General features: G+C 72.9%; 18 protein-coding genes and 1 riboswitch. Of the genes, 9 read left to right on the top strand and 9 right to left on the bottom strand.

The features are described from left to right. Positions 1–9 precede the first annotated feature (9 nt). The gene (locus tag K415_RS0116465; RefSeq protein ID WP_024288141.1) at positions 10–744 is read right to left on the bottom strand and encodes a PilZ domain-containing protein; all 735 of its coding nucleotides are present in this window, start codon (positions 742–744) and stop codon (positions 10–12) included. Positions 745–821: 77 nt separating this feature from the next. Then, positions 822–1376: a cob(I)yrinic acid a,c-diamide adenosyltransferase gene (locus K415_RS0116460; protein ID WP_024288140.1), complete on the bottom strand. Its 555-nt coding sequence runs from the start codon at positions 1374–1376 to the stop codon at positions 822–824. Between the two features lie 167 nt (positions 1377–1543). Continuing rightward, positions 1544–1618: riboswitch (cobalamin riboswitch) on the top strand. Positions 1619–1761: 143 nt separating this feature from the next. On the opposite strand from K415_RS0116460, the gene K415_RS22990 reads away from it, so the two are divergent. From K415_RS22990 to K415_RS0116435, 5 genes are all read left to right on the top strand, one after another. Beyond that, complete coding sequence (locus K415_RS22990; RefSeq protein WP_024288139.1) at positions 1762–2454, top strand: hypothetical protein; 693 nt, start codon at positions 1762–1764, stop codon at positions 2452–2454. 31 nt (positions 2455–2485) lie between these two features. Beyond that, a complete protein-coding gene (locus K415_RS0116450) occupies positions 2486–3607 on the top strand; it encodes an energy-coupling factor transporter transmembrane component T (protein WP_024288138.1) in 1122 nt (373 codons plus the stop codon). Next, positions 3604–5346 carry an ABC transporter ATP-binding protein gene (locus tag K415_RS0116445; RefSeq protein WP_024288137.1) on the top strand — a complete coding sequence of 581 codons (1743 nt, stop codon included), beginning with the start codon at positions 3604–3606 and terminating at the stop codon, positions 5344–5346. Before K415_RS0116450 ends, K415_RS0116445 begins: the two co-directional genes overlap by 4 nt. After that, positions 5343–6230, top strand: a complete 888-nt coding sequence (locus tag K415_RS0116440) for an ECF transporter S component (protein WP_024288136.1) — start codon at positions 5343–5345, stop codon at positions 6228–6230. Before K415_RS0116445 ends, K415_RS0116440 begins: the two co-directional genes overlap by 4 nt. A gap of 438 nt (positions 6231–6668) precedes the next feature. Continuing rightward, a complete protein-coding gene (locus K415_RS0116435) occupies positions 6669–9569 on the top strand; it encodes a vitamin B12-dependent ribonucleotide reductase (RefSeq protein ID WP_024288135.1) in 2901 nt (966 codons plus the stop codon). Positions 9570–9760: 191 nt separating this feature from the next. Here K415_RS0116435 and K415_RS0116430 read toward each other — a convergent pair whose 3' ends face one another. The 4 genes from K415_RS0116430 to K415_RS0116415 form a co-directional block, all read right to left on the bottom strand. Further along, entirely contained in the window at positions 9761–11275 is a 1515-nt protein-coding gene (locus K415_RS0116430; protein ID WP_024288134.1) for a threonine/serine exporter ThrE family protein, read from the bottom strand. Positions 11276–11396: 121 nt separating this feature from the next. Further along, complete coding sequence (locus tag K415_RS0116425; RefSeq protein WP_024288133.1) at positions 11397–11969, bottom strand: hypothetical protein; 573 nt, start codon at positions 11967–11969, stop codon at positions 11397–11399. A 126-nt stretch (positions 11970–12095) separates the two neighbouring features. Continuing rightward, positions 12096–12836 (bottom strand): hypothetical protein, encoded by a 741-nt coding sequence (locus tag K415_RS0116420; RefSeq protein ID WP_155859504.1) that lies wholly within the window; start codon positions 12834–12836, stop codon positions 12096–12098. A 23-nt stretch (positions 12837–12859) separates the two neighbouring features. Continuing rightward, complete coding sequence (locus K415_RS0116415; protein ID WP_024288131.1) at positions 12860–13408, bottom strand: RNA polymerase sigma factor; 549 nt, start codon at positions 13406–13408, stop codon at positions 12860–12862. A 211-nt stretch (positions 13409–13619) separates the two neighbouring features. On the opposite strand from K415_RS0116415, the gene K415_RS22985 reads away from it, so the two are divergent. Together K415_RS22985 and K415_RS0116405 are read left to right on the top strand one after the other, a co-directional pair. Next, on the top strand, positions 13620–15089 hold the full coding sequence (locus K415_RS22985) for a D-alanyl-D-alanine carboxypeptidase family protein (RefSeq protein ID WP_024288130.1): 1470 nt from the start codon (positions 13620–13622) through the stop codon (positions 15087–15089). A gap of 69 nt (positions 15090–15158) precedes the next feature. Beyond that, positions 15159–16865: a DUF885 domain-containing protein gene (locus tag K415_RS0116405; protein ID WP_024288129.1), complete on the top strand. Its 1707-nt coding sequence runs from the start codon at positions 15159–15161 to the stop codon at positions 16863–16865. Positions 16866–16878: 13 nt separating this feature from the next. Here K415_RS0116405 and K415_RS0116400 read toward each other — a convergent pair whose 3' ends face one another. The 3 genes from K415_RS0116400 to K415_RS0116390 form a co-directional block, all read right to left on the bottom strand. Continuing rightward, positions 16879–17439 carry a GNAT family N-acetyltransferase gene (locus tag K415_RS0116400; RefSeq protein WP_051480620.1) on the bottom strand — a complete coding sequence of 187 codons (561 nt, stop codon included), beginning with the start codon at positions 17437–17439 and terminating at the stop codon, positions 16879–16881. 40 nt (positions 17440–17479) lie between these two features. Beyond that, entirely contained in the window at positions 17480–17665 is a 186-nt protein-coding gene (locus K415_RS0116395) for a CsbD family protein (protein WP_024288127.1), read from the bottom strand. 113 nt (positions 17666–17778) lie between these two features. Continuing rightward, positions 17779–18048, bottom strand: a complete 270-nt coding sequence (locus K415_RS0116390; protein ID WP_024288126.1) for a hypothetical protein — start codon at positions 18046–18048, stop codon at positions 17779–17781. Positions 18049–18169: 121 nt separating this feature from the next. On the opposite strand from K415_RS0116390, the gene K415_RS0116385 reads away from it, so the two are divergent. After that, positions 18170–19759, top strand: a complete 1590-nt coding sequence (locus K415_RS0116385; RefSeq protein WP_024288125.1) for a molybdopterin-dependent oxidoreductase — start codon at positions 18170–18172, stop codon at positions 19757–19759. 145 nt (positions 19760–19904) lie between these two features. After that, complete coding sequence (locus K415_RS0116380; protein WP_051480618.1) at positions 19905–21365, top strand: MFS transporter; 1461 nt, start codon at positions 19905–19907, stop codon at positions 21363–21365. Positions 21366–21381 lie beyond the last annotated feature (16 nt).

The raw sequence follows: 21381 nt of genomic DNA, 5'->3' as shown, positions 1-21381 counted from the left end.
GGCGCGTCGTCAGCGCGCGTCCGCCCGCAGTGCGAGCTGCCGCCGTTGCTCGTCCAGCGCGAACCGGAAGAGCTCGTCGGACTCCCGCTCGGTGATCCCGACCAGCGCGCAGCCGTAGGCAGGGCCCGCCTTGTGCTCCTCGACGCGCAGCACCTCGAGGACCAGGTGGAGCGGGGTGCGGGTCCCGCGGAAGGTGAGTGCGACGCGAGTACCCGCGGCGAGCTTCGTGGCGCACCGGAAGCGCATCCCGGTCGCGCTGACATCGAGCACGAGGATGTCCATCGGCTCGTCGAGCGCGATCTGCTCGTTCCCCTCGACCCGGTGCGTCACCTGCAGCGGGATGGCGGTCAGGACCCGGACCGCGGCCCGCTGCTGGACGACCGTGCGCAGCCGGAGGCGCGCGAGCTCGATCCGCCGCGCCTCGCTGAACACCACGACCGCGTCGTAGGTGCAGGCGCCCTTGTGCGCGCTCATCACCTCGACGACTGCCATGTCACCCGCCTCGAGCCAGCTCCCGGTGAAGTGCTCGGCCTCGATCAGCAGCGAGTCGGCGCCGTGCTCGCGCACGAACCCGCGCACCAGCAGCTCGCCGGCCGCTGTCCGCACGAGGCACGGGTCGAGCTCGAACGCCACAGCTCCTGCCTCCCGCGGGTCCCCGGTGACCTGCTCCTCGCGGGCCTCGCGGACCCTGACCGTGGTCGCCGAGTATACGGCGCGACGACCCGCGGACCCGCTCCGGAGCATCCGTCGAGCGCCGCGTACGACGATCTCACCCGGCCGCGCGGCGGGTCGCGGCGCGGCGGGTCGCGGCGCGGCCCGGCTCAGTCGTGGCTGGCCGGCTCCTCGTCGTCCCCTGCCGCGCACCGCGCGAGCACGAACACCAGGTCCGAGAGCCGGTTGAGGTAGTGCAGCACGAGCGGGCTCACCTCGTGGCCGGCGTCCTGGGCCTGGACCACGTGTCGCTCGGCGCGACGGACGACCGTGCGGGCGTGGTCGATCGCTGCTGACAGCGGGGTCCCGCCCGGCACGATGAAGACCGGCCGCAACGGGCGCTCCGCGACGAGCTCGTCGATCAGCTGCTCGACGCGCTCGACCATCGCCGACGTGACCAGGGACACCTCCGGCACGAGACGGTCCCGGTGTGCCGGGTTGGTCGCCAGGTCGGCGGCCGCGACGAACAGCTCCCGCTGGCGCGCGAACAGGATCGCGGCGAGCCGCGCGTCGTCGTCCCGGCACGCCGCACGCGCGACGCCGAGCAACGAGACCGCCTCGTCGATGTCACCGTAGGCGTCCACCAGGACGTCTGCCTTGGAGACCCGGCTGCCCAGGAACAGGCCGGTCGTCCCGTCGTCGCCACCCTTGGTGTAGATCCGCACAGCCGCCTCCTGTCCACGTCGCCGGCGTTGCCGGGGTTGCCGGGGTTGCCGGGGAACGTTCCCTGACCGGAACCGGACCCTACCCCTGGTGCCGCACACCACGATCAGGTAGTAGCGTGAGCACGCCACCGAGAGGTGGCACCTCTTCACACACGTCCTGCAGCCAGGGGAAGCCGGTCCGACTCCGGCGCTGACCCGCAACCGTAGGTCGGACGGTCCACCGTCCGACGAGCCGGAGCACCTGACGCCGGGCGAGAGGCTCCCACCGTCGAGGCATACGGGGCGGAGCCCGGGTCGTCGCAACGACCCGCGGTCGGGCTCCGGGCCCGAGGCGGGACGTGCACGGGTGCCGGGTCCGTCGCGGACCGCTCAGAAAGAGGCACCTGTGCTCACATCCCACGCACCCCGCGCGCGCCGCGCGGCGTCCGGACTGCTGGCCGTCGTCCTGCTCACCCTCCCCACTGCGGCCCAGGCCGCTGTCCCGTCGACGGCCGACCCGAGCGGGGCGTGCACCGACCCGCAGGGCGTCACTGTCGTCGTGGACCTGACCGACCTCGGGGGTGCGGTCGAGGTCGGTTGCGCGCTCGATGCCGCCACCGGCACCGAGGCACTGCAGGCCGCCGGCTTCACCGAGACCAGGGACGCCGCGTCGATGATCTGCGCGATCGACGGCGCCCCCGACCCGTGCCCGGAGACCTTCGAGGGCTCGTTCTGGTCGTACTGGTTCGCTGCGCCGGACGGTCAGTGGGAGTCCTACCTGGAGGGTTCCGACGTAGCTGTCCCCGTGGCCGGGCACCTCGAGGGCTGGCGCTACAGCGACGGTACGGCCGGTCCGACGGTCGAGCCGGCCGCCGTCATCGCTGCCGCCGGGTCCGCGGCGACGGCCGGGTCCGACGAGGCAGCCGAGACCGACCAGGCCGAGGACGGCTCGGCCGCCACCGACGCAGCCGAGCCGGCCGACGCCGGCCCGTCCCCGGCCGTGCTCGGTGGTCTCGGTCTGCTCGCCGTCCTGGCTGCTGCCGCCGTCCTGGTCGGTCGCCGCCGCTTGAACAGCTTCGGTCCGCCCGGACAGGACTGAGCGCCGACCCCGGTAGCCACCGGGACGATCCGTGACGGTCCGGGACGAGAACGAGACGAGAGGGCGGGCGACGATGCATCCGCTGGCGTGGTGGGTCTGGGCCATCGGCCTCGCCGTGGCCACGACGCGCACGACCAACCCGCTGGTGATCGGCCTCGTCCTGTCCGCCGTCGTCCTGGTCGTCGTGGCACGCCGCGACGACGTCCCGTGGGCTCGGGCGTTCGGTGGCTACCTCGTCCTCGGTGGGTTCATCGTCGCCGCCCGCGTGCTCTTCTACGTCGTCGTCGGGATCAAGACACCGGGCCCGGTGCTCGTCGAGGTGCCGCGGGTCGCGCTGCCCGACTGGGCCGTCGGTGTCGAGCTCTTCGGTCCGATCACCCTGACCGGCCTGCTCATCGCCGTCTACGGCGGGCTGCGCCTCGCGACGCTCGTGGTGTGCTTCGGCGCCGCGAACGCCCTCGCCAACCCGCGTCGTGCCCTGCGGTCGCTGCCCGCCGCGCTGCACCAGCTCGGCACGGCTGTCGTCATCGCCGTGAGCGTGACCCCGCAGCTGGTCACGTCGGCCGGCGGGGTACGACGAGCTCAGCGACTCCGGGGCCAGGACGGGCACGGTGTGCGGGCGGTCCTGTCCACGGCCGTGCCCGTCCTGACCGACGCCCTCGACCGTTCGCTCGCCCTCGCGGCGTCGATGGACTCGCGCGGCTACGCCCGCGCCCTGCCGGGCCGTACGGACCGGGGCGTGGCGGGGCTGCTCCTGCTCGCGCTGCTCGCCGCTGCCCTCGGCACCTACGGCCTGCTCGACGGGACGTCGCCGGCGTGGCTCGGCGTGCCGGTGCTGGTCGTGGGCGCCGGCGCGGCCGTCGTCGGCTCGGTCCTGGCCGGACGGCGGGTCCGCCGGACCAGGTACCGACCCGATCGGTGGGGTCTGCCGGAGACGGCGGTCGCCGCGTGCGGCGTCCTGGCAGCCGGACTCCTCGTGCTCGCGACGGCCACCGACCCGGCCGCCCTCGACCCGTCGGTCAGCCCGCTGGGTTGGCCGTCGCTGCCGCCGGTCGCCGCGGGCTGCGCGCTGCTCGCCGCGGCCCCGGCCTTCGGGCCCGCTCGTCACGGGAGCCGTCGCCCCGCGGCCCGGCGCCCGGAGGTGGTCCGGTGATCGTCTTCGACCAGGTGACAGTGACCTACCCCGGCGCGTCCGCCCCCGCTCTGCGGGACGTGTCGGTGCGCGTCCCGGAGGGCGAGCTCTGCCTCGTGGTCGGGCCGACCGGCGCCGGGAAGTCGACCTTCCTGCGGGCCGTCTGCGGTCTGGTGCCGCACTTCACCGGCGGGCTGCTCCTGGGCCGGGTCGTGGTCGACGGGCGCGACACGCGCGACCACCCGCCGCGGGACCTGGCCGATGTCGTCGGGGTGGTCGTCCAGGACCCCACCGCGGGATTCGTCACCGACACGGTCGAGGAGGAGCTCGCCTACGGCATGGAGCAGCTCGGGATCCCGCCGACCGTCATGCGTCAGCGGGTCGAAGAGGTGCTGGACCTGCTCGGCCTGGCCAGGCTCCGCACCCGCCCGCTCGCGGACCTGTCCGGCGGTGAGCAGCAGCGGGTGGCGATCGGCGCCGTCCTGACCAGCCACCCGCGCATCCTGGTCCTCGACGAGCCGACCTCCGCCCTCGACCCATCGGCCGCGGAGGACGTCCTGGCCGCGCTGACCCGGCTCGTGCACGACCTCGGGATGACGGTCCTGCTGGCCGAGCACAGGCTCGAGCGGGTCGTGCAGTACGCGGACCGGGTGATCGCCGTGGCGGCCGACGGCACGGTCACCGACGGGCTGCCGGCCGACGTGCTGGCCGGCTCGGTCGTGGCTCCCCCGATCATCGAGCTGGGTCGACTTGCCGGCTGGCAGCCCGTCCCGTTGTCGGTCCGGGACGCCAGGCGGCGCGCCGCGCCGTTGCGCACCCGCCTGAGCGAGGCCGCGGCGCGGTCGGTCGGTTCGGTCGACGACCCAGTGACGGGCGCCCCTCGGAGCACCGGTCGGCCCGCTGCCGAGCGCCTGCAGGACTCTCGGCCGATGCTGCTGGCAGCCCGTGGCCTGCAGGTCCGCTACGGCAGGACGCGAGCGGTGCGCGGCGTCGACCTCCGCCTGGATGCCGGCGAGGTGGTCGCCCTGATGGGCCGCAACGGCGCCGGCAAGTCCTCGCTGCTCTGGGCCCTGCAGGGGTCCGGACCGCGTAGCGCGGGCAGCGTCCAGGTGGCGACCGACGCACCGTCCGACGTCGGTCCGGCAGCGCCCGGCGGGTCACCGGCCCGACGTGCCGCAGCCGCCGACCCGGCGACCCTGCGCCCGCACGACGCCAGACGGCTCGTGGCCCTGGTGCCCCAGAACCCCCAGGACCTGCTCTACCTCGACACGGTCGCCGCCGAGTGCGCCGCCGCCGACGTCCAGGCGGACGCCGCCGCGGGCACCACCCGGGCGATCCTGGCCGGTCTCACGGGCCTCGCGCCGGAGCTGCCCGGCACAACCCACCCCAGGGACCTGTCGGAAGGTCAGCGGCTCGATCTCGTCCTGGCCATCCAGCTCGCCGCACGGCCGCGGGTCCTGCTGCTCGACGAGCCGACACGAGGGCTGGACTACGCGACCAAACGCCTGCTCGCCGCGGCACTGAACCGGCACGCCGCCGCGGGGGGCGCGGTGCTGCTCTCGAGCCACGACGTCGAGTTCGTCGCCGACTGCGCCCGACGCGTGGTCGTGATGGCCGAGGGTGAGGTCGTCGCCGACGGCAGCGCGGCCGAGGTGCTCGTGGCCTCGCCGACGTTCGCGCCGCAGGTGGCCAAGATCCTGCACCCCCTCGAGCTGCTGACCGTCGCCGCGGTGCGCGCGGCGCTGACGGTGCCCGCATGACCGCCCGCACGACACCGGCCCGGACGGTCCCGGCCGGTGGGCCGGGACCTGCCCGCGACGTCGATGCGCTCCCCCTGCGATCCCGCACCGTGATGGCCCTCGCGCTGGCGACGGCGGCTGGGCTCGTCGCCTTCGGCTGGCCGCTGGTGATCAGGCCGGGCAGCGGCCTCGAGCACGGCACGGATGCGCCGCTGGTGCTCGCGGGCGTGCTCGTCGCGGTCCTCGGCGTCGTCCTCGTCGCGCTCGGTGACGGCGGCATCGACGTCAAGGCGATCGCCGTGCTCGGCCTGCTCTCCGCGGTCGGAGCCGTCCTGCGACCGCTCTCCGCCGGCACCGCCGGTGTCGAGCTCGTGTTCGTGGTGATCGTGATCGGCGGCCGCGTCTTCGGACCAGGGTTCGGCTTCGCCCTGGGCTCGACGACGATCTTCGCCTCGGCGCTGCTGACCGGCGGCGTCGGGCCGTGGATGCCGTTCCAGATGCTGGCAGCCTCCTGGATCGGTCTCGGGGCCGGCCTCCTGCCACGACGGGTACGCGGCCGGACGGAGGTCGCCGTGCTGGCCGGTTACGGCACGGTGGCGGCGCTCGCCTTCGGCCTGGCCATGAACCTCTCGTTCTGGCCGTTCCAGCTCGGCACGGAGTCCGGGCTCTCGTTCGTCGCAGGCGACCCGGTCACGACCAACCTGCGCCGGTTCGTGCTCTACAGCACTGCCACGTCGCTCGGCTGGGACATCGGCCGGGCGGTGACGACGGCGGTCGGGATCGCGCTGCTCGGCCGGCCGGCGCTCTCCGCCGTCCGCCGGACGGCCACCCGCGCCGCATTCGGCCCCCCGGCGGTCGCCCGTGCCGATCCCGGGGACGGGACCGGCCGCGGCGCAGCCGCATAGCCCGTTCCGCCGAGCGCGCAGCGAGCCCGGGTCCGATCTGTCCCGGTTCTCCCGAACCCGTCCCGACGCGCCCGGCACGCGACACGCCGACCATCGAAGGCGCGTTCATCGGCCTCCGCGGACCGGCCGGACGCCCTCACCTGCGGGTTCACCACCGGCCCGCGGGCGTCGACCGGTCGTGGGACGAAGCCCTGCCGTGCGAATGTCGTAGGCACTACATATAGTGGTCACCTGCCTGTGGTTCGGGCAGTGGTAGTGGTGAAGGTATCCACAGGGATGCGCCCGCTACCCACAGCTTTCCCACAGCACTACGCACAGGCATACCCACAGACGTACGGCCAGAAGCACGACCAGAGGCACGACGACAGAGACCGCACAGGCACGACGGCACCGGGCAACGCGACCGGCCCCGATCCTGGGAACCCGAAGGAGCACGACATGACGGAGACGTCGCAGAGCAGCAGCAGGTCCGGGTCCCGGGGCCCGGCGAAGGGTCGCAAGAACGGCCTGGTCATCGGGCGGGTCTTCAGCACCGAAGGTGTCCACCCCTACGACCAGGTGACCTGGGAACGACGCGACATCGTCCAGACCAACTGGAAGTCGGGCGAGACGATCTTCGAGCAGAAGGGCGTCGAGTTCCCGTCGACCTGGTCGCTGAACGCCACCACGATCGTGACGACGAAGTACTTCCGCGGCGCCGTGGGCTCGGCCGTGCGCGAGTGGAGCCTCAAGCAGCTCATCGACCGGGTCGTCCTGACCTACACGAAGGCGGGCCGGGACAACGGCTACTTCGCGACCGACGAGGACGCCGAGATCTTCGAGCACGAGATGACCTGGATGCTGCTGCACCAGGTGTTCGCCTTCAACTCCCCGGTCTGGTTCAACGTCGGCACGCCGTCACCGCAGCAGGTCAGCGCCTGCTTCATCCTGGCCGTCGACGACACGATGGAGTCGATCCTCAACTGGTACCGCGAAGAGGGAATGATCTTCAAGGGCGGCTCGGGCGCCGGCCTCAACCTCTCGCGGATCCGCTCGTCCAAGGAGCTGCTCTCCTCCGGCGGCACGGCCAGCGGCCCGATCTCCTTCATGCGTGGGGCCGATGCGAGCGCCGGGACCATCAAGTCCGGCGGCGCCACGCGCCGTGCCGCGAAGATGGTCGTGCTCGACATCGACCACCCCGACATCGAGGAGTTCGTCGAGACCAAGGCGCGCGAGGAGAACAAGATCCGTGCGCTGCGCGACGCCGGCTTCGACATGGACCTGTCCGGCCGTGACATCGTCTCGGTGCAGTACCAGAACGCCAACAACTCGGTGCGGGTGACCGACGAGTTCATGCAGGCCGTCGAGGACGGCGGCAGCTTCGGCCTGCGCGCCCGCAGCGACAACAGCGTGATCGAGACGGTCGACGCCAAGACCCTGTTCCGCAAGATCGCCACGGCGGCCTGGGAGTGTGCGGACCCGGGCCTGCAGTACGACTCGACGATCAACGACTGGCACACGAGCCCCGAGTCCGGCCGGATCACCGCGTCGAACCCGTGCAGCGAGTACATGCACCTGGACAACTCCTCGTGCAACCTGGCGTCGCTCAACCTGCTCACGTTCCTGCGCGACGACGAGACCTTCGACGTCGAGAAGTTCGAGCGCGCCGTCGAGCTCGTCATCACGGCCATGGACATCTCGATCTGCTTCGCGGACTTCCCGACCGAGGCGATCGGCGACACCACGCGCAAGTTCCGCCAGCTCGGCATCGGCTACGCCAACCTCGGCGCCCTGCTGATGGCCACCGGACACGGCTACGACTCCGAGGGCGGCCGGGCCCTGGCCGCGGCGATCACCTCCCTGATGACCGGTACGGCGTACAAGCGGTCGGCCGAGCTGGCCGGCGTCGTCGGTCCCTACGAGGGCTACCAGCGGAACTCGGCCGCCCACAAGCGGGTCATGCGCAAGCACGCGGCCGCGAACGACGACGTCCGGACGCTCGGCTCGATGGACGCAGCCATCCACAAGGCCGCGACGAAGGTGTGGGCCGCAGGCAACCGGATCGGCGAGTCGAGCGGCTGGCGCAACGCCCAGGCGTCCGTGCTCGCCCCGACCGGGACCATCGGCTTCATGATGGACTGCGACACCACCGGGGTGGAGCCCGACTTCTCGCTGGTCAAGTTCAAGAAGCTCGTCGGCGGCGGGTCGATGCAGATCGTCAACCAGACGATCCCGCGCGCACTGCGTCGGATGGGGTACACCGAGGAGACCATCGAGGCGATCGTCGAGTACATCGCCGAGCACGGTCACGTCGTGGACGCCCCCGGGCTCAAGACCGAGCACTACGAGGTCTTCGACTGCGCCATGGGTGAGCGTGCGATCTCGCCGATGGGGCACGTGCGCATGATGGCAGCGGTCCAGCCGTTCATCTCCGGCGCGATCTCCAAGACCGTCAACATGCCCGAGTCGGCGACGATCGAGGAGATCGAGGAGATCTACTTCAAGTCCTGGACGATGGGCATCAAGGCGCTCGCGATCTACCGCGACAACTGCAAGGTCGGTCAGCCGCTCTCGGACGGCAAGTCGGCGTCGGCGTCGACAGCAGCTGCCACGGCGGCTGCCGCGGCACCCGCCAAGGTCGTGGCCGGACCGGTGCGCACCCGGCTGCCCAAGCAGCGCCCGTCGGTCACGACGTCGTTCACGGTCGCGGGGGCCAACGGGTACCTGACCGCCGGCTCCTACCCGGACGACGGTCTCGGCGAGGTCTTCCTGCGCCTCGGCAAGCAGGGCTCGACCCTCGCCGGCGTGATGGACGCCTTCTCCATCGCCGTCTCGATCGGCCTGCAGTACGGCGTCCCGCTGCAGACCTACGTCGAGAAGTTCACCAACCTGCGGTTCGAGCCGGCCGGTATGACCGACGACCCGGAGATCCGGATGGCGCAGTCGATCATGGACTACATCTTCCGCCGGCTCGCGCTCGACTACCTGCCGTTCGAGACCCGCGCCTCGCTGGGGATCTACACCACCCAGGAGCGCACCCGTCAGCTCGAGACCGGCTCGTACGAGAACAACGACAACGAGGACTTCGACTCGCTGAACCAGTCAGCTGCCGAGAAGCCCGTGCCGGTCACGGAGAAGGTTGCGGCCGAACGGCCGGCCGCGGCGCCGTCCGCACCGAAGAAGACCGATGCGGCGTCGAGCCCGGCGCCGCTGACCGTGCACTCCTCGGCCGAGCTCATGGAGCTCAAGCAGGGCCGTGAGGCGGATGCGCCGCTGTGCATGAACTGCGGGATCAAGATGCGGCCGGCCGGCTCCTGCCACGTCTGCGAGGGCTGCGGCAGCACGAGCGGCTGCAGCTGACGTCCACCTGGTCGGTCTGAGGCACGCGACGCACAGACGGGCGGCGCGGGACAACGGTCCCGCGCCGCCCGTCTGTGCGTCGCTCGATCCGTCCGCTTCGCGTGGCCGGTCCGCCTCACCTGGCCCGGCGACTCACCTGGCCGGTCGACTCACCTGGCCGGTCCGCCGCCGGGATGACGTCGGATGACGGCTCACCCGGGCGGGTCCGACCGCCGCGGCAGTCGAGCGAGGGACGCTGCGAGGAACTCACCGAGGGTGACGCCGGCCGCGAGCCCGAGACCGACCATGGCCGCCGACAGCAGCCCGGTCGCGCCGGACCCGAGCCCGCCGGTCGCCGACGGCTCGGTGACGAGCAGGAAGAGCGCCCGGTAGATCGCCAGCCCAGGGAGCAGGGGCACGATGCCGCAGATCGAGACGACGATCGTCGGCACGTGCAGCCGCGAGCCGAGGGACTCGCTGAGGAAACCGATGACCGACGCTGCCGCGGCGCTCGCGACGGCGACGCCGAGGCCGGCGTCCACACCGACCGCGTAGATCACCCAGGCCACTCCCCCGGCCACGGCAGCGACGAGCGCGGCCCGAGGGCGGGCATAGGAGGCGATGCCCCAGGCCGAGGCCACGACGGCAGCCGACAGCGCCTGCACGACCAGAGGTGAGGTGTTGGTCGGCACCTCGATGATCTCGAGCGGGACACCCGCTCGACGCGCGACGTCGAGCACGGCCCCGATCCCGGCCACGATCCCGATGGTCAGGACCACCACCTCGAAGGCGCGTCCACCGGCCGTGACCGGGAAGCCGCTGATGGCGTCCTCGGCGGAGCCCACCAACGAGAGCCCGGCGAGCAGCACGACGATGCCCGAGGCCACGACCAGCGACGGGGGGAACTGGGCCAGATCGACCGGGAGGAGCGGTACGACGAGCCACAGCCCGACGGCGACGAGGGTGGCGATCGCAGCACCGACGGCCTGCCGGAAGAACGCCGGGAGCCCCCATCGCCCGAGCCGCCAGAGCGCGTGGTCGATCAGAGCAGTCGTCGCGCCGGCCACGACGGCGACTCCCGGACCACCACCCAGCAGGAACGCCACACCGGCAGCCATCACGGCCAGGACGACGGTGACGATCCCGCGTCGGTACGGGTGCGGCGCTGTGACGATCTCGTCGAGCCGGGCGTGGGCCCGCTCGAGACGCAGGAGCGCACCACCGGGGTCGGCGACGGAGACGGCCGGCTCCGGGCGATCGACGTGTGCGGTGCGGTCGTCAGGCTCGATGCGCTCCGCGGGCCCCGTGCGCCCGGTCGGCCCGGTGCCGCCGGCCGGGTCGGTACCGACGGCCACCTCGCGGGCGAGCTGCATCACGCGCCCGAGGCGGCCGTAGTCGTCGACCCGAGCAGTGACCACGCGCATGACGGTGATCGGCACACTCGCTCCACCACGGTCGTAGGAGACGGTGATCGCCGTGAAGGTCACGTCGACCTGGCAGCCGACCAGGCCGAACGCCCGGGTGATCCCGAGGATGGCCGCGACGACCTCGGCGGCGGCAGCCCCGAGCGAGAGGACCGTCTCCCCGGTGCGCAGGGCCAGCTCCATCGCCCCGCGGACCACTGCCTCGTCGAGACCTGCGTCGTGCGGTCGACGACCGACGTCGAGCGTTGCCGGGCCGGCCAGGGTCCGAAGAACCAGCTCCCGGAGGTTCCTGGGGCGAGCCATGCGCCGATCCTAGTGAGGCGGGGTGGCGAGCCCGGGCCCGGCGTTCACCACTGCGACCGGCCGATGGCGGCGCCGCCCCCGCACGAGGGGGTGCGGGGACGGCGCCGGATCGAGGCGGGAGCTACGGGCGAACGCCCGGCGTACCCGCCGGCTTCCGGTCGACGGCGGCAGATGCCGCGGCGTCGACATCCGCTGCCTCGGCAGGGTCGTCGGCGTCGACCTCGACATCCGTCCCGACCTCGACGGCGGCCTCGGTCGGCTCGACGACCGGTTCGACGGTCTCGTCGCTGTGCCGCAGCGCAGCCCGCACACGGGCGCGCTCGGCGATGTCCGATCCGACCACGCCCCCGTCGCGGGCATCGACAGCAACCGACTGACCGAACTCGGCGGCATCCGGCAGAACCTTCGCCACCGGGTCGGTGCCGTCCTCGGTGGCGTCCGGATCCGGGTCGGTGGAGTCGTCGGTGGACTCGTCGACTGCTTCGTCGCCGGCGGCCTCGGTCGGCTCGACGACCGGCTCCCCGGCATCGACGACGTCGGTCTCGACGACCTCGGCCGAGGCCTCGACGGCCGCGGTGACTCCGCCCACCGCCCCGACAGCGCCGACCGCCACAGCGAGACCAGCGGCGGCCTTCCCGGCGAGGCTCAGACCGGTCAGCTTGGCGACGACAGCTGCGAGTGCGGTGGTGCTCATCGGGTGTCCTCCATCAGGTGACGACAACATGGCGAGGGCAGCAGTCCGGTGTCAGCCACCGGACCGCGCCCCTGTCCACGCCATCGTCGACGACGCCCGCAGGGGTACGCCGCCTCTCAGCCCGTCTCACCCATCGAGACGGCCGCGGGTGTCGTCCTGACCGGGAGGGGTCGGCCGCGTGGGCGGGACTGCGCTGTTCGCGCCCGGGTCGGCCGACTCGCCCGGCACCTCCGGCCGGCCCGTCCCCTGCCCCGGCAGGTCGGATCCGTGCCCGGGCGGCGTGGTCCCGGGAGGCGTGGTCCCGGACTGCGCGGGCGCTCCGGGATCTGCCGAGGTGCCGGCGCCGGGTCCCCATGAAGGGTGGGGAGACGACGAGATGCCCGGGTGGGTCGGTGTGACCGGCGGACCGTTCCCGGCCGGCTCGTCCGGCCGACCCACGCGATCCGCGGGGACCCCGACGCCCTCGTCCGGGCCCGCCGGCGACTGCTGCCCGGACCCGCCGGGTGTGACCAGGTCCACCACGCCGGAGACGATGGCCCGGGCGGGCTCCTGGATCACGTCGGGCACGCCGTCGAAGGCGGCGGCGCCGGCCACGGACGCCGCGGCCAGCCCTGCACCCAGAGCGATCTTCGCCGCGAGACCGAGGCCGGTCAGGGTGCGGCCCGGCCGCCGCCGGACAGGTGCAGGCGTCCTGCGCGATGCGACGGCCGGCGCAAGCCCCTCGTCCAGCAGCTGCTGCAGCGCGGCCGTCGGGCGCGGACCGGGGACGTCGGCTGCGGCACGGAGCGACGCGACGAAGGCGGACAGCTCCGGCTCGTCCGGTGCTGCTGCACCGGCGAGCACCACGTCCACCTGATCCGCTCTCACATCCTTGTCATCGTCGAAGCGGGTCACAGGGGTACGCCTTCCGCCAGAAGAGCCTCTTTCACCCGGGCCAGGCCGCGGCGCTGGAGCGCCTTGACGGCTCCGGCTCGGCGCCCCACGACCTCCGCGACCTGCTCGACGGTCAGGTCGGCGATGATCCGCAGCACGAGGACCTCGCGCTGCTCGATCGTCAGCACGGCGAGCAGGGCCTCGACCCGCTCCGCACCGAGGGCGTGCATGGCATGGCTCTCGGCGCTCGGTGACGTGCGCACGTCATCCTCGGGGTCGAAGGGCTCCAGGTTCGGCTGCCGACCCGTCCGGCGCCAGGTGTCGACGGCACGGCGGTGGGCGATCGTGAAGACCCACGCCCGGAAGTCGTCCTGGCCGCCCTCGAACCGTCCGAGACCCGTGAAGACGGCCAGGAAGACGTCGCTCGTCACGTCCTCGACCTCGCGGACACCGCGCGACCGCAGGTAGGCGGCGACCGGCCGGACGAGGTCGCGGTAGAGGGCCGTGAAGGCGTCGCCCGAGCCGGCGCGGGCGCGCAGCAGCTGTCGGTCGAAGTCGTCGAGCACCGGGCCAGCATGCCTGAGTGTGCTGCCGGCGCGACCCGGCCGCCCGGGTCGGAGCGAGGCCGACGCCGGCTGCCGGCGTGGTGCACATCACCCACCCGCACGCTTCAGTCGGCTCCGCCGACGGCCGACACCCCTTGTGCGGGGATGTGCCACTCGTCCATCGAACCCGCTCGCGTCGACGCGGGGACGACCACAGCAGGGACGACACCACATGACGGGTCAGGGCATGCAGCCGGTGACGCGACGCGAGCTGCGGGTCGCCGAACGCGACGCCCGGCGGCCCACGGCGCGGCTGCTCGCCCTCGTCGAAGCACGTACCGCGCAGGGCCACGGTCGGCATGCGGCAGCCGGCACGGCTCGCCCGGCGCACCGGGCCGGGTTCCGGGCCGCGTCGCTGCTCACCAGCTCGATGGTGCAGGGTGCGGCGGTCGTCGTCGTGACAGTGGCGCTCTTCGGCGCCGGCGCGGGCCACGTCCGCGCCGAACGGGTCACGGAGCACGAGCAGCTCGTCGCAGCCGCAGCCCGCGAGGTCGCACTCGAGCACGCGCAGCTGGTCCGCGTCGACCGGGCCACCGCGGACCGGCTCACCGCCCAGGGAACTGCCTACAACGAACGACAGCGCACCGAGGCGGTCACCCTCGCACAGGCGGCCGTCGAGACCGCCGATGCCGTCGTGGCCTCCTCGGCGCTCGTCGTGAGTCCGGCAGACCTCTCACCCCTGGACGAGGCCGTCGCGCACCTTGCCGAGCTCCTCGAGAGCGCGCCGCTGGCGGCCACCGTGACGGCGACGACTCCCCCACCGACAGTTGTCGACCAGCTCCTCGCGACGCCGTCGGCCGTCCAGGCGATGGCCGCAGCGACCGACCTGCTCGCGTCCGGCACCACGACGGCCGTCATCGCCGGGCCGTCGGCGTCCAGCACCCCGTCGCCGACCGAACCCGCGACGTCGTCCGACATGTGGGTGTCTCCCACGGCGTCCACCCCCGACGTGTCCCCGACAGCGACGACGGCACCGACGCCACCTGCCGGGCCGGCCGCCGTCGTGACGCCGGCACCAGCCGGTGAGCTCCCGCCCCCGTCGGCGACCGACGCCGTCGATCACCTGGCCCTCAGCGCACAGCTGGTGGCCGCCGCCGAGACAGTCACCGAGCTCTCCGCACAGGTCCAGGCGGTCGCCGATGCGACGATCGCCGCCGCTGAGGCTGCCGCCCGGTCCGAGGCCGAGGCCCAGGCGGCAGCGCTCGAGCGCGAGCACAAGATCGCCGTCGCGGCCGACGCCCCGAACGGTGAGATCCCGCAGGATGCGCTGTGCGAGGTGTCCTTCGATGCGGACACCGAGCTCCGGTGCGACGCCGCGGAGGCGCTCGAGGACCTCAACGACGCCTACCGCGACCGGTTCGGGACGAACCTGTCCGTCAGCAGCTCCTACCGGGACTACGCGGGCCAGGTGGCAGCCCGGCGCGCACGGGGCTTCCTCGCCGGTGCACCCGGCACGTCCAACCATGGCCGCGGCCTGGCCGCCGACTTCAGCGACTTCGGCGCCGTCGGCCAGTTCGACACCCCCGCGTACCGCTGGATGAAGGCCCACGCCGCGGACTACGGCTGGTACCACCCCGACTACATGGAGCCCGGTGGCGCCGGCCCCTACGAGCCGTGGCACTGGGAGTTCGGCCAGCTCTGAGCTCGGCAGGATCGCAGGACAGACAGACAGACAGGCAGGCAGGCTCGCCGGAAGCGATAGCGTGCTGCGATGACCACCCAGGACCCCGCCGCGGAGCACGTGGCACCCCCAGCCGAGACGGCCCGTGAGATCGCCGACCGCTGGGTCGAGACCCTCGCCGACCTGGACCCGACGGTCGGGACCGCCCTGGGGATCCGGCCGGGTGACGACCGGATGCCCGACCTCTCGCCCCAGATGCACGCGGCCCATGCTGCGGCCGCCGGCGCAGCCCTCACCGAGCTGGGCGGCGCGCGGGCCGGCGACGACGACGACCGCCGGTGCGCGACGCTCCTTCGCGAGCGCCTGGGCGCGCAGCTCGACGTCCATGACGCCCTCGAGGACCTGGTCAGCCTGCGGCCGATCGGGTCGCCCGTCCACCAGCTGCAGTCGATCTTCCTCATGATGCCCACGGCCGGCGTGGACGACTGGGACGTCATCGCACGGCGGATGGCGCGGGTGCCCGATGCGGCCGCGTCATACCGCCGGTCCCTCGCCGCCGGGCTCGCCCAGGGCGCTCTCAGCGCACCGCGTCAGGCCGAGGCCGTCGTCGAACAGCTCGGTGCATGGCTCACTCACACCGAGGGCGGATGGTTCGCGGGCTTCGTCGCCGACGGGCCCGAGGTGCTCGGCCGCGATCTCGGGCGCGCAGCAGCTGCCGCGACGCACGCCGTCGCCGACCTGCGGAGCTGGATCGCCGACACGTACCTCCCGGCGGCCCAGGGCGTCCCGGACGGGGTGGGGCGTGAGCGCTACCTCCTCGGCGCGCGCTCCAGCATCGGCGCGCGCCTGGACCCTGAGGAGGCGTACGACTGGGGCTGGGAGGAGCTCGGCAGGATCGAGGCAGAGATGGTGACCGAGGCGCAGCGCGTGCTGCCCGGGAGCACCCCTGCCGAGGCGCTCGCTCACCTGGACGTGCACGGCGAGGCGATCGAGGGCGTCGAGGAGGTCCGCCGCTGGCTCCAGGCGATGATGGACGACGCGATCTCCGCGCTCGACGGGACGGTCGTCGACATCGCCGAGCCGGTCAAGCGGGTCGAGGCGCGGATCGCTCCGCCCGGCGCGGCCGCCGCGCCCTACTACACCCGGCCGTCGCTCGACTTCTCCCGACCCGGGCGCACCTGGCTGCCGACGCTCGACCGCACGCGCTTCCCCACCTGGGACCTGATCAGCACCTGGTACCACGAAGGCGTCCCGGGTCACCACCTCCAGCTCGGCCAGTGGGCGTACCGCGCCGACGAGCTGTCCCGCTTCCAGGTCAGCGTCGGATCGGTCTCTGCGACGACCGAGGGCTGGGCGCTGTACGCGGAGCGTCTGATGGACGAGCTCGGCTACCTGGGGACTCCCGGCGCCCGGCTCGGCTACCTCGACGGTCAGCGGATGCGCGCGGTCCGGGTGGTCATCGACATCGGTATGCACCTGTCGCTGCCCATCCCGGCGTCGGCGTCGTTCCACCCGGGCGAGACCTGGACGGCGGAGCTCGGCGAGGAGTTCTTCGCCGCGCGCAGCGGCTCTCCCGCAGCCTTCGTGCACAGCGAGATCGTGCGCTACCTCGGCTGGCCAGGACAGGCGATCAGCTACAAGCTCGGCGAACGGGCCTGGCTGGCCGGGCGTGCGACGGCGCGCGCGCGGCACGAGGCAGCGGGCCGCCCGTTCGACCTGCGTGCCTGGCACACGGCCGCCCTGTCCATGGGCTCGCTCGGTCTGGACGACCTCGAGCGCGAGCTGGCGGCGCTCTAGGTTCCCGGCGCGATCATCCCGCTCCCGGCCGCGTCGCGCGGCACAGGACCCCGACGCCACCGTCGAAGGTGACTCCCGGCACCCAGAGGTCGCGGGTCACCTCGCGGTAGCCCAGGCGGGCGTGCAGCTCGAGCGAGACCAGGTTGCGTGCGTTGGCGAAGTACCAGGCCTCGGCGGCGCGTTCCCAGATCCACCGGGTCCTGCTGGCGGTGAGCTGTGCACCGATGCCCCTGCGGCGCTCCCGCGGGTCGACGACGAGACCGAGCAGGTACCAGCCGGCGGGCGCGACGTCGTGCGGAGCCGGGTCCGGCGGGGTGAGGAACCCGGCCCGTCCATAGCCGAGAAGACGTCCGCCCACGCGATCCTGCGCGACGAGGACCACGCGCTCCAGGTCGAGGACGTCGGCGCGCAGCCGGGCCGTGAGCGCAAGGGCGTCGCGTGCGCCGGCGACCAGACGCCCGAGGCCCACGTCGTCGTCCGGCGTGGCGACCCGCACCTCGACCCCGCCCGGGCCGCCGGCGCGCGTCGTGGAGCCTCCCGGCACGTACTCGGCGAAGGCCAACGGGTCGGTCACCCGGACATCGTGCACCAGCGGCCGAGCCCGACCGCTCCCGTCAGTCCTTGGCAGCGTCCTTGACGGCGTCCTTGACGTTCTCACCGGCCTGCTTGAGCGACGCCTTGGTCTGGTCCGCCTTGCCCTCGGCCTTGAGGTCCCGATCGTCCAGCGCGTCGCCGACGGCTGACTTGGCCTTGCCCGCCGCCTTCTGGGCGGCGTTCTTCACCTTGTCGTCGACTCCCATGAGTGCCTCCTCCTGGTCGGAAGAGTCGACCGTACGTCGAGGTTCGGCACCGCGCGCGTCGACAGGATCAGAACTCCGAGGCCATGGCCGGGACCTGAGCGACCCGTGGCGGCTCAGGCCGTCAGGGCCAGGTACGCCTCGTCGTCGCCGACCTCCAGGGCGAAGGCCATCGCGCGGGCGAGGCCCGACACCGTGCTGATCAGGTGCTCGGGACTGATCCGGACGGCTGGTCCGGCATCGTCACCGTCGCGCCAGAGCTCGACCCAGAAGCACTCGAGCACGTCGTCGTAGCCCCACGCGGAGCGTTCGGACCAGCCTGCCAGTGCAAGGCCGCACGCGAATGCGTCCCGCCCCGCGCGCCGAGCCGACCCGACCGTCTCCATCCCGTCATGCTCCCCCGGCCCACTGACACGCACGTGCGGTCCGCCTGCAACGGCCTGCACATGTGGGCCCGGACGTGAGACCGGGGGTGACATCGATGGTTCGACGAGTCACGCTCGTGCCATGGCGACCGAGGCGACGACCGAGGCCACGACCGACGCGAGGAGCAGGCGGCGTCGTGCGCTGGCACGCGCGGCCGCCTCCGGTGTCCTGGCGGCGGGTCTCACACTGGCCGTCGCGCAGCTGGCCGCGGCACTGATCGCTCCCTCCGCCGCACCCCTGGTCGCTGTGGGCGACGCCTTCGTCGACGCCACACCGCTGTGGCTCAAGGACCTGGCGGTGGCGACGTTCGGCGTCAACGACAAGGCCGCGCTGTTCGTCGGGATGACTGTCGTCCTGATCCTTCTGGCCGCCGCGAGCGGCCTTCTGGCGCGCCGGTCGCACCCGGCGGGCACCGGTGCGGTCCTCCTGCTCGGCGTGGTCGGAGCGGTCGCAGCCACGACCCGGCCGGACGCCGGTCCGCTCGCCGTCGTGCCGAGCATCACCGGTGCGGTCGCCGGGGCGATCGCCCTGCGCGCCCTGCTCGTCCGGAGCGAACGCGCCACACCGTCGGCCCTCGATCCGTCACGCACGACCGGACCAGATCGGCGCGGCTTCCTCGGCGCGGCGAGCCTCGTCGCCGTCGTCGCCGCGCTGACCGCGGCGGCGAGCACCGTCGCGGGCTCGACGGGCCGTGCGGCTGCCACGGCCAGGGACGCCCTGCGGCTGCCGCGTCCCGTCCGTGCCGCACCGCCCGTGCCGACGGGTGCGCAGTCCGCGACCCCTGGCGTCGTCGACGTCGTCACCGCCAACACCGACTTCTACCGGATCGACACGGCCCTGACGGTCCCGCGTGTCGACCCGGCGACCTGGCGCCTGCGCGTGCACGGCCTGGTCGACCACGAGGTGACACTCACCTGGGACGACCTGCTCGCTGCCGACCTCATCGAGACATACGTGACGCTCGCGTGCGTGTCGAACCCGATCGGCGGGACGCTGGTCGGCAACGCGCGCTGGCTCGGTCTGCCGATCCGTGACCTGCTCGCGCAGGCGGGCCCGGCACCCGACGCGGACATGGTCCTGTCGACGAGCGTCGACGGCTTCACGGCCTCGACCCCGCTCGGCGTCCTGACCGACGACCGGGACGCGATCCTGGCGATCGGGATGAACGGTGAGCCTCTCCCGCTCGCGCACGGTTTCCCGGCCCGCATGGTCGTGCCCGGCCTCTACGGGTACGTCTCGGCCACCAAGTGGGTGGTCGACCTCGAGGTGACCCGCTTCGCCGACCAGGTCGCCTACTGGACGGTCCGCGGCTGGTCGGCGCTCGGGCCGGTCAAGACCTCCTCGCGGATCGAGGTCCCCCGCCCCGGAGCACGGCTGACCGCGGGGGCGGTCGCGGTGGGCGGCACGGCCTGGGCCCAGCACAAGGGCGTCAGCGACGTGGAGATCCAGGTCGACGACGGTGCGTGGCAGCCCGCCACGATGAGTGACGAGATCTCGATCGACACCTGGCGGCAGTGGTCCTTCACCTGGGACGCGACGCCAGGAGAGCATCTGCTCCGGGTCCGGGCGAGCGACCCGGTCGACGGGCCGCAGACCGGCGATGTCGCGCCCGTCGCCCCGGACGGAGCGACCGGGTGGCACGAGGTCACCGTCGTCGTGGACGACGCCTGAGGGCGACGCGACCTGAGGCCCCGCCCTTCCCTGGGCCGTCGCCGAGGCCCTTTCTGGACCGTCGCCGGTGCGTCGTCTCCCGCTCGTCGACGCGCGTTCACCCGGATGCCCTGCCGAGGGCATCGCGGACCCCTACGATGCGCGGATGACCCACGACGCCGTCGTCCTGAGCGCCGACCGCGCCATCCCGCTCGCCACCACCCGCCGACAGGTCGTCGCCTGGGCGCTGTGGGACTGGGGATCGGCCGCGTTCAACGCCGTCATCACCACCTTCGTCTTCACCCGGTGGCTGACGAGCTCGTCGTTCGTCGACCCGACGGTCGTCGCCGCCGCAGCGGCCGAGGGCGACACCGCAGGCGCCGCGACAGCCCTGCTCGACGGGATCATGGCCGACCACTCGGCCTGGCTCGGCTGGGGCCTGACCATCGCCGGGCTCTTCATCGCCCTGCTCGCACCAGTCACCGGCGCCCGGTCCGACGACCACGGCCGCCGCAAGCTCTGGCTCGGCGTGCACACCGGCATCACCGTCCTGATCAGCGCGGCCATGTTCCTGGTCACCCCCGACCCGTCGAGCCTGACCCAGAACCTCATGCTCGGCATCGCCCTGCTGGGCCTGGGCAACATCTTCTTCGAGCTGGCGGCCGTCAACTACAACGCGACGCTCGCCCAGGTCTCCACGGCCCGGAACGTCGGCAAGATCAGCGGGATCGGTTGGGGCGCCGGCTACATCGGCGGCATCGTCCTGCTCCTGATCCTCTTCGTCGGGTTCATCAACCCCGAGGTCGGCTGGTTCGGGATCACCGGCGAGAACGGCCTCGACATCCGCGCCGCGGTGCTCGTCTCGGCGATCTGGTTCGCGGTCTTCGCGATCCCCGTCCTGGTCGCCGTCCCCGAGGTCCCGCCCAGCCCGACCCGGTCACGCCTCGGCTTCCTCGGGTCCTACCGACAGCTCTTCCGCGACGTCGCCGCGCTGTGGCGCGAGGCCCGCCAGACCCTGAAGTTCCTCATCGCCAGCGCCGTGTTCCGGGACGGGCTGGCCGGCGTGTTCACCTTCGGTGCGGTGATCGCCTCGGGCACCTTCGGCTTCACCGCCGCGGGAGTGATCGTCTTCGCGATCGCCGCCAACGTGGTGGCGGGGGTCGCCACCATCGTCGGTGGCTTCCTCGACGACCGGGTCGGGCCCAAGGCCGTCATCATGACGTCGCTGATCGGCCTGCTGGTCTCCGGGCTGGCCATCTTCGTGCTGCACGAGGGCGGGCAGATCGTCTTCTGGATCTTCGGCCTCCTGCTGTGCCTGTTCGTCGGCCCCGCGCAGTCGGCGAGCCGGACCCTGCTGGCCCGCCTCATCCCGCCCGGTCGGGAGAGCGAAATCTTCGGGCTCTACGCGACGACCGGGCGGGCCGCGAGCTTCCTCGCGCCGCTGGCCTTCTCGACGATGATCGTCGTCGGCGGCTCCCAGCACTGGGGAATCCTCGGGATCATGCTCGTCGTCGCGCTCGGCCTGGGGCTGCTCGTGCCGATCGCCGTCGGGGCGCGTGGGCGGACCGACGTCGCGGGCCCGCCCGACGGGCACGCGGTCGTCCCGCAGGGCACGGTGGAACCGTGACCCGATGACCTCCCGG

Source organism: Cellulomonas sp. KRMCY2, from assembly GCF_000526515.1.
Lineage (GTDB): Bacteria > Actinomycetota > Actinomycetes > Actinomycetales > Cellulomonadaceae > Actinotalea.
The sequence above is the reverse complement of the archived record's forward strand: the minus strand, read 5'-3'. Positions and strand labels throughout refer to the sequence as shown.

What these genes read in the sequence shown, in the direction of transcription:
- K415_RS0116465 (WP_024288141.1), bottom strand. Translation starts at nt 744, where the DNA reads ATGCTCCGGAGCGGGTCCGCGGGTCGTCGCGCCGTATACTCGGCGACC.
- K415_RS0116440 (WP_024288136.1), top strand. Translation starts at nt 5,343, where the DNA reads ATGACCGCCCGCACGACACCGGCCCGGACGGTCCCGGCCGGTGGGCCG.
- K415_RS0116435 (WP_024288135.1), top strand. Translation starts at nt 6,669, where the DNA reads ATGACGGAGACGTCGCAGAGCAGCAGCAGGTCCGGGTCCCGGGGCCCG.
- K415_RS0116430 (WP_024288134.1), bottom strand. Translation starts at nt 11,275, where the DNA reads ATGGCTCGCCCCAGGAACCTCCGGGAGCTGGTTCTTCGGACCCTGGCC.
- K415_RS0116425 (WP_024288133.1), bottom strand. Translation starts at nt 11,969, where the DNA reads ATGAGCACCACCGCACTCGCAGCTGTCGTCGCCAAGCTGACCGGTCTG.
- K415_RS22985 (WP_024288130.1), top strand. Translation starts at nt 13,620, where the DNA reads ATGACGGGTCAGGGCATGCAGCCGGTGACGCGACGCGAGCTGCGGGTC.
- K415_RS0116405 (WP_024288129.1), top strand. Translation starts at nt 15,159, where the DNA reads ATGACCACCCAGGACCCCGCCGCGGAGCACGTGGCACCCCCAGCCGAG.
- K415_RS0116395 (WP_024288127.1), bottom strand. Translation starts at nt 17,665, where the DNA reads ATGGGAGTCGACGACAAGGTGAAGAACGCCGCCCAGAAGGCGGCGGGC.
- K415_RS0116390 (WP_024288126.1), bottom strand. Translation starts at nt 18,048, where the DNA reads ATGGAGACGGTCGGGTCGGCTCGGCGCGCGGGGCGGGACGCATTCGCG.
- K415_RS0116385 (WP_024288125.1), top strand. Translation starts at nt 18,170, where the DNA reads ATGGCGACCGAGGCGACGACCGAGGCCACGACCGACGCGAGGAGCAGG.
- K415_RS0116380 (WP_051480618.1), top strand. Translation starts at nt 19,905, where the DNA reads ATGACCCACGACGCCGTCGTCCTGAGCGCCGACCGCGCCATCCCGCTC.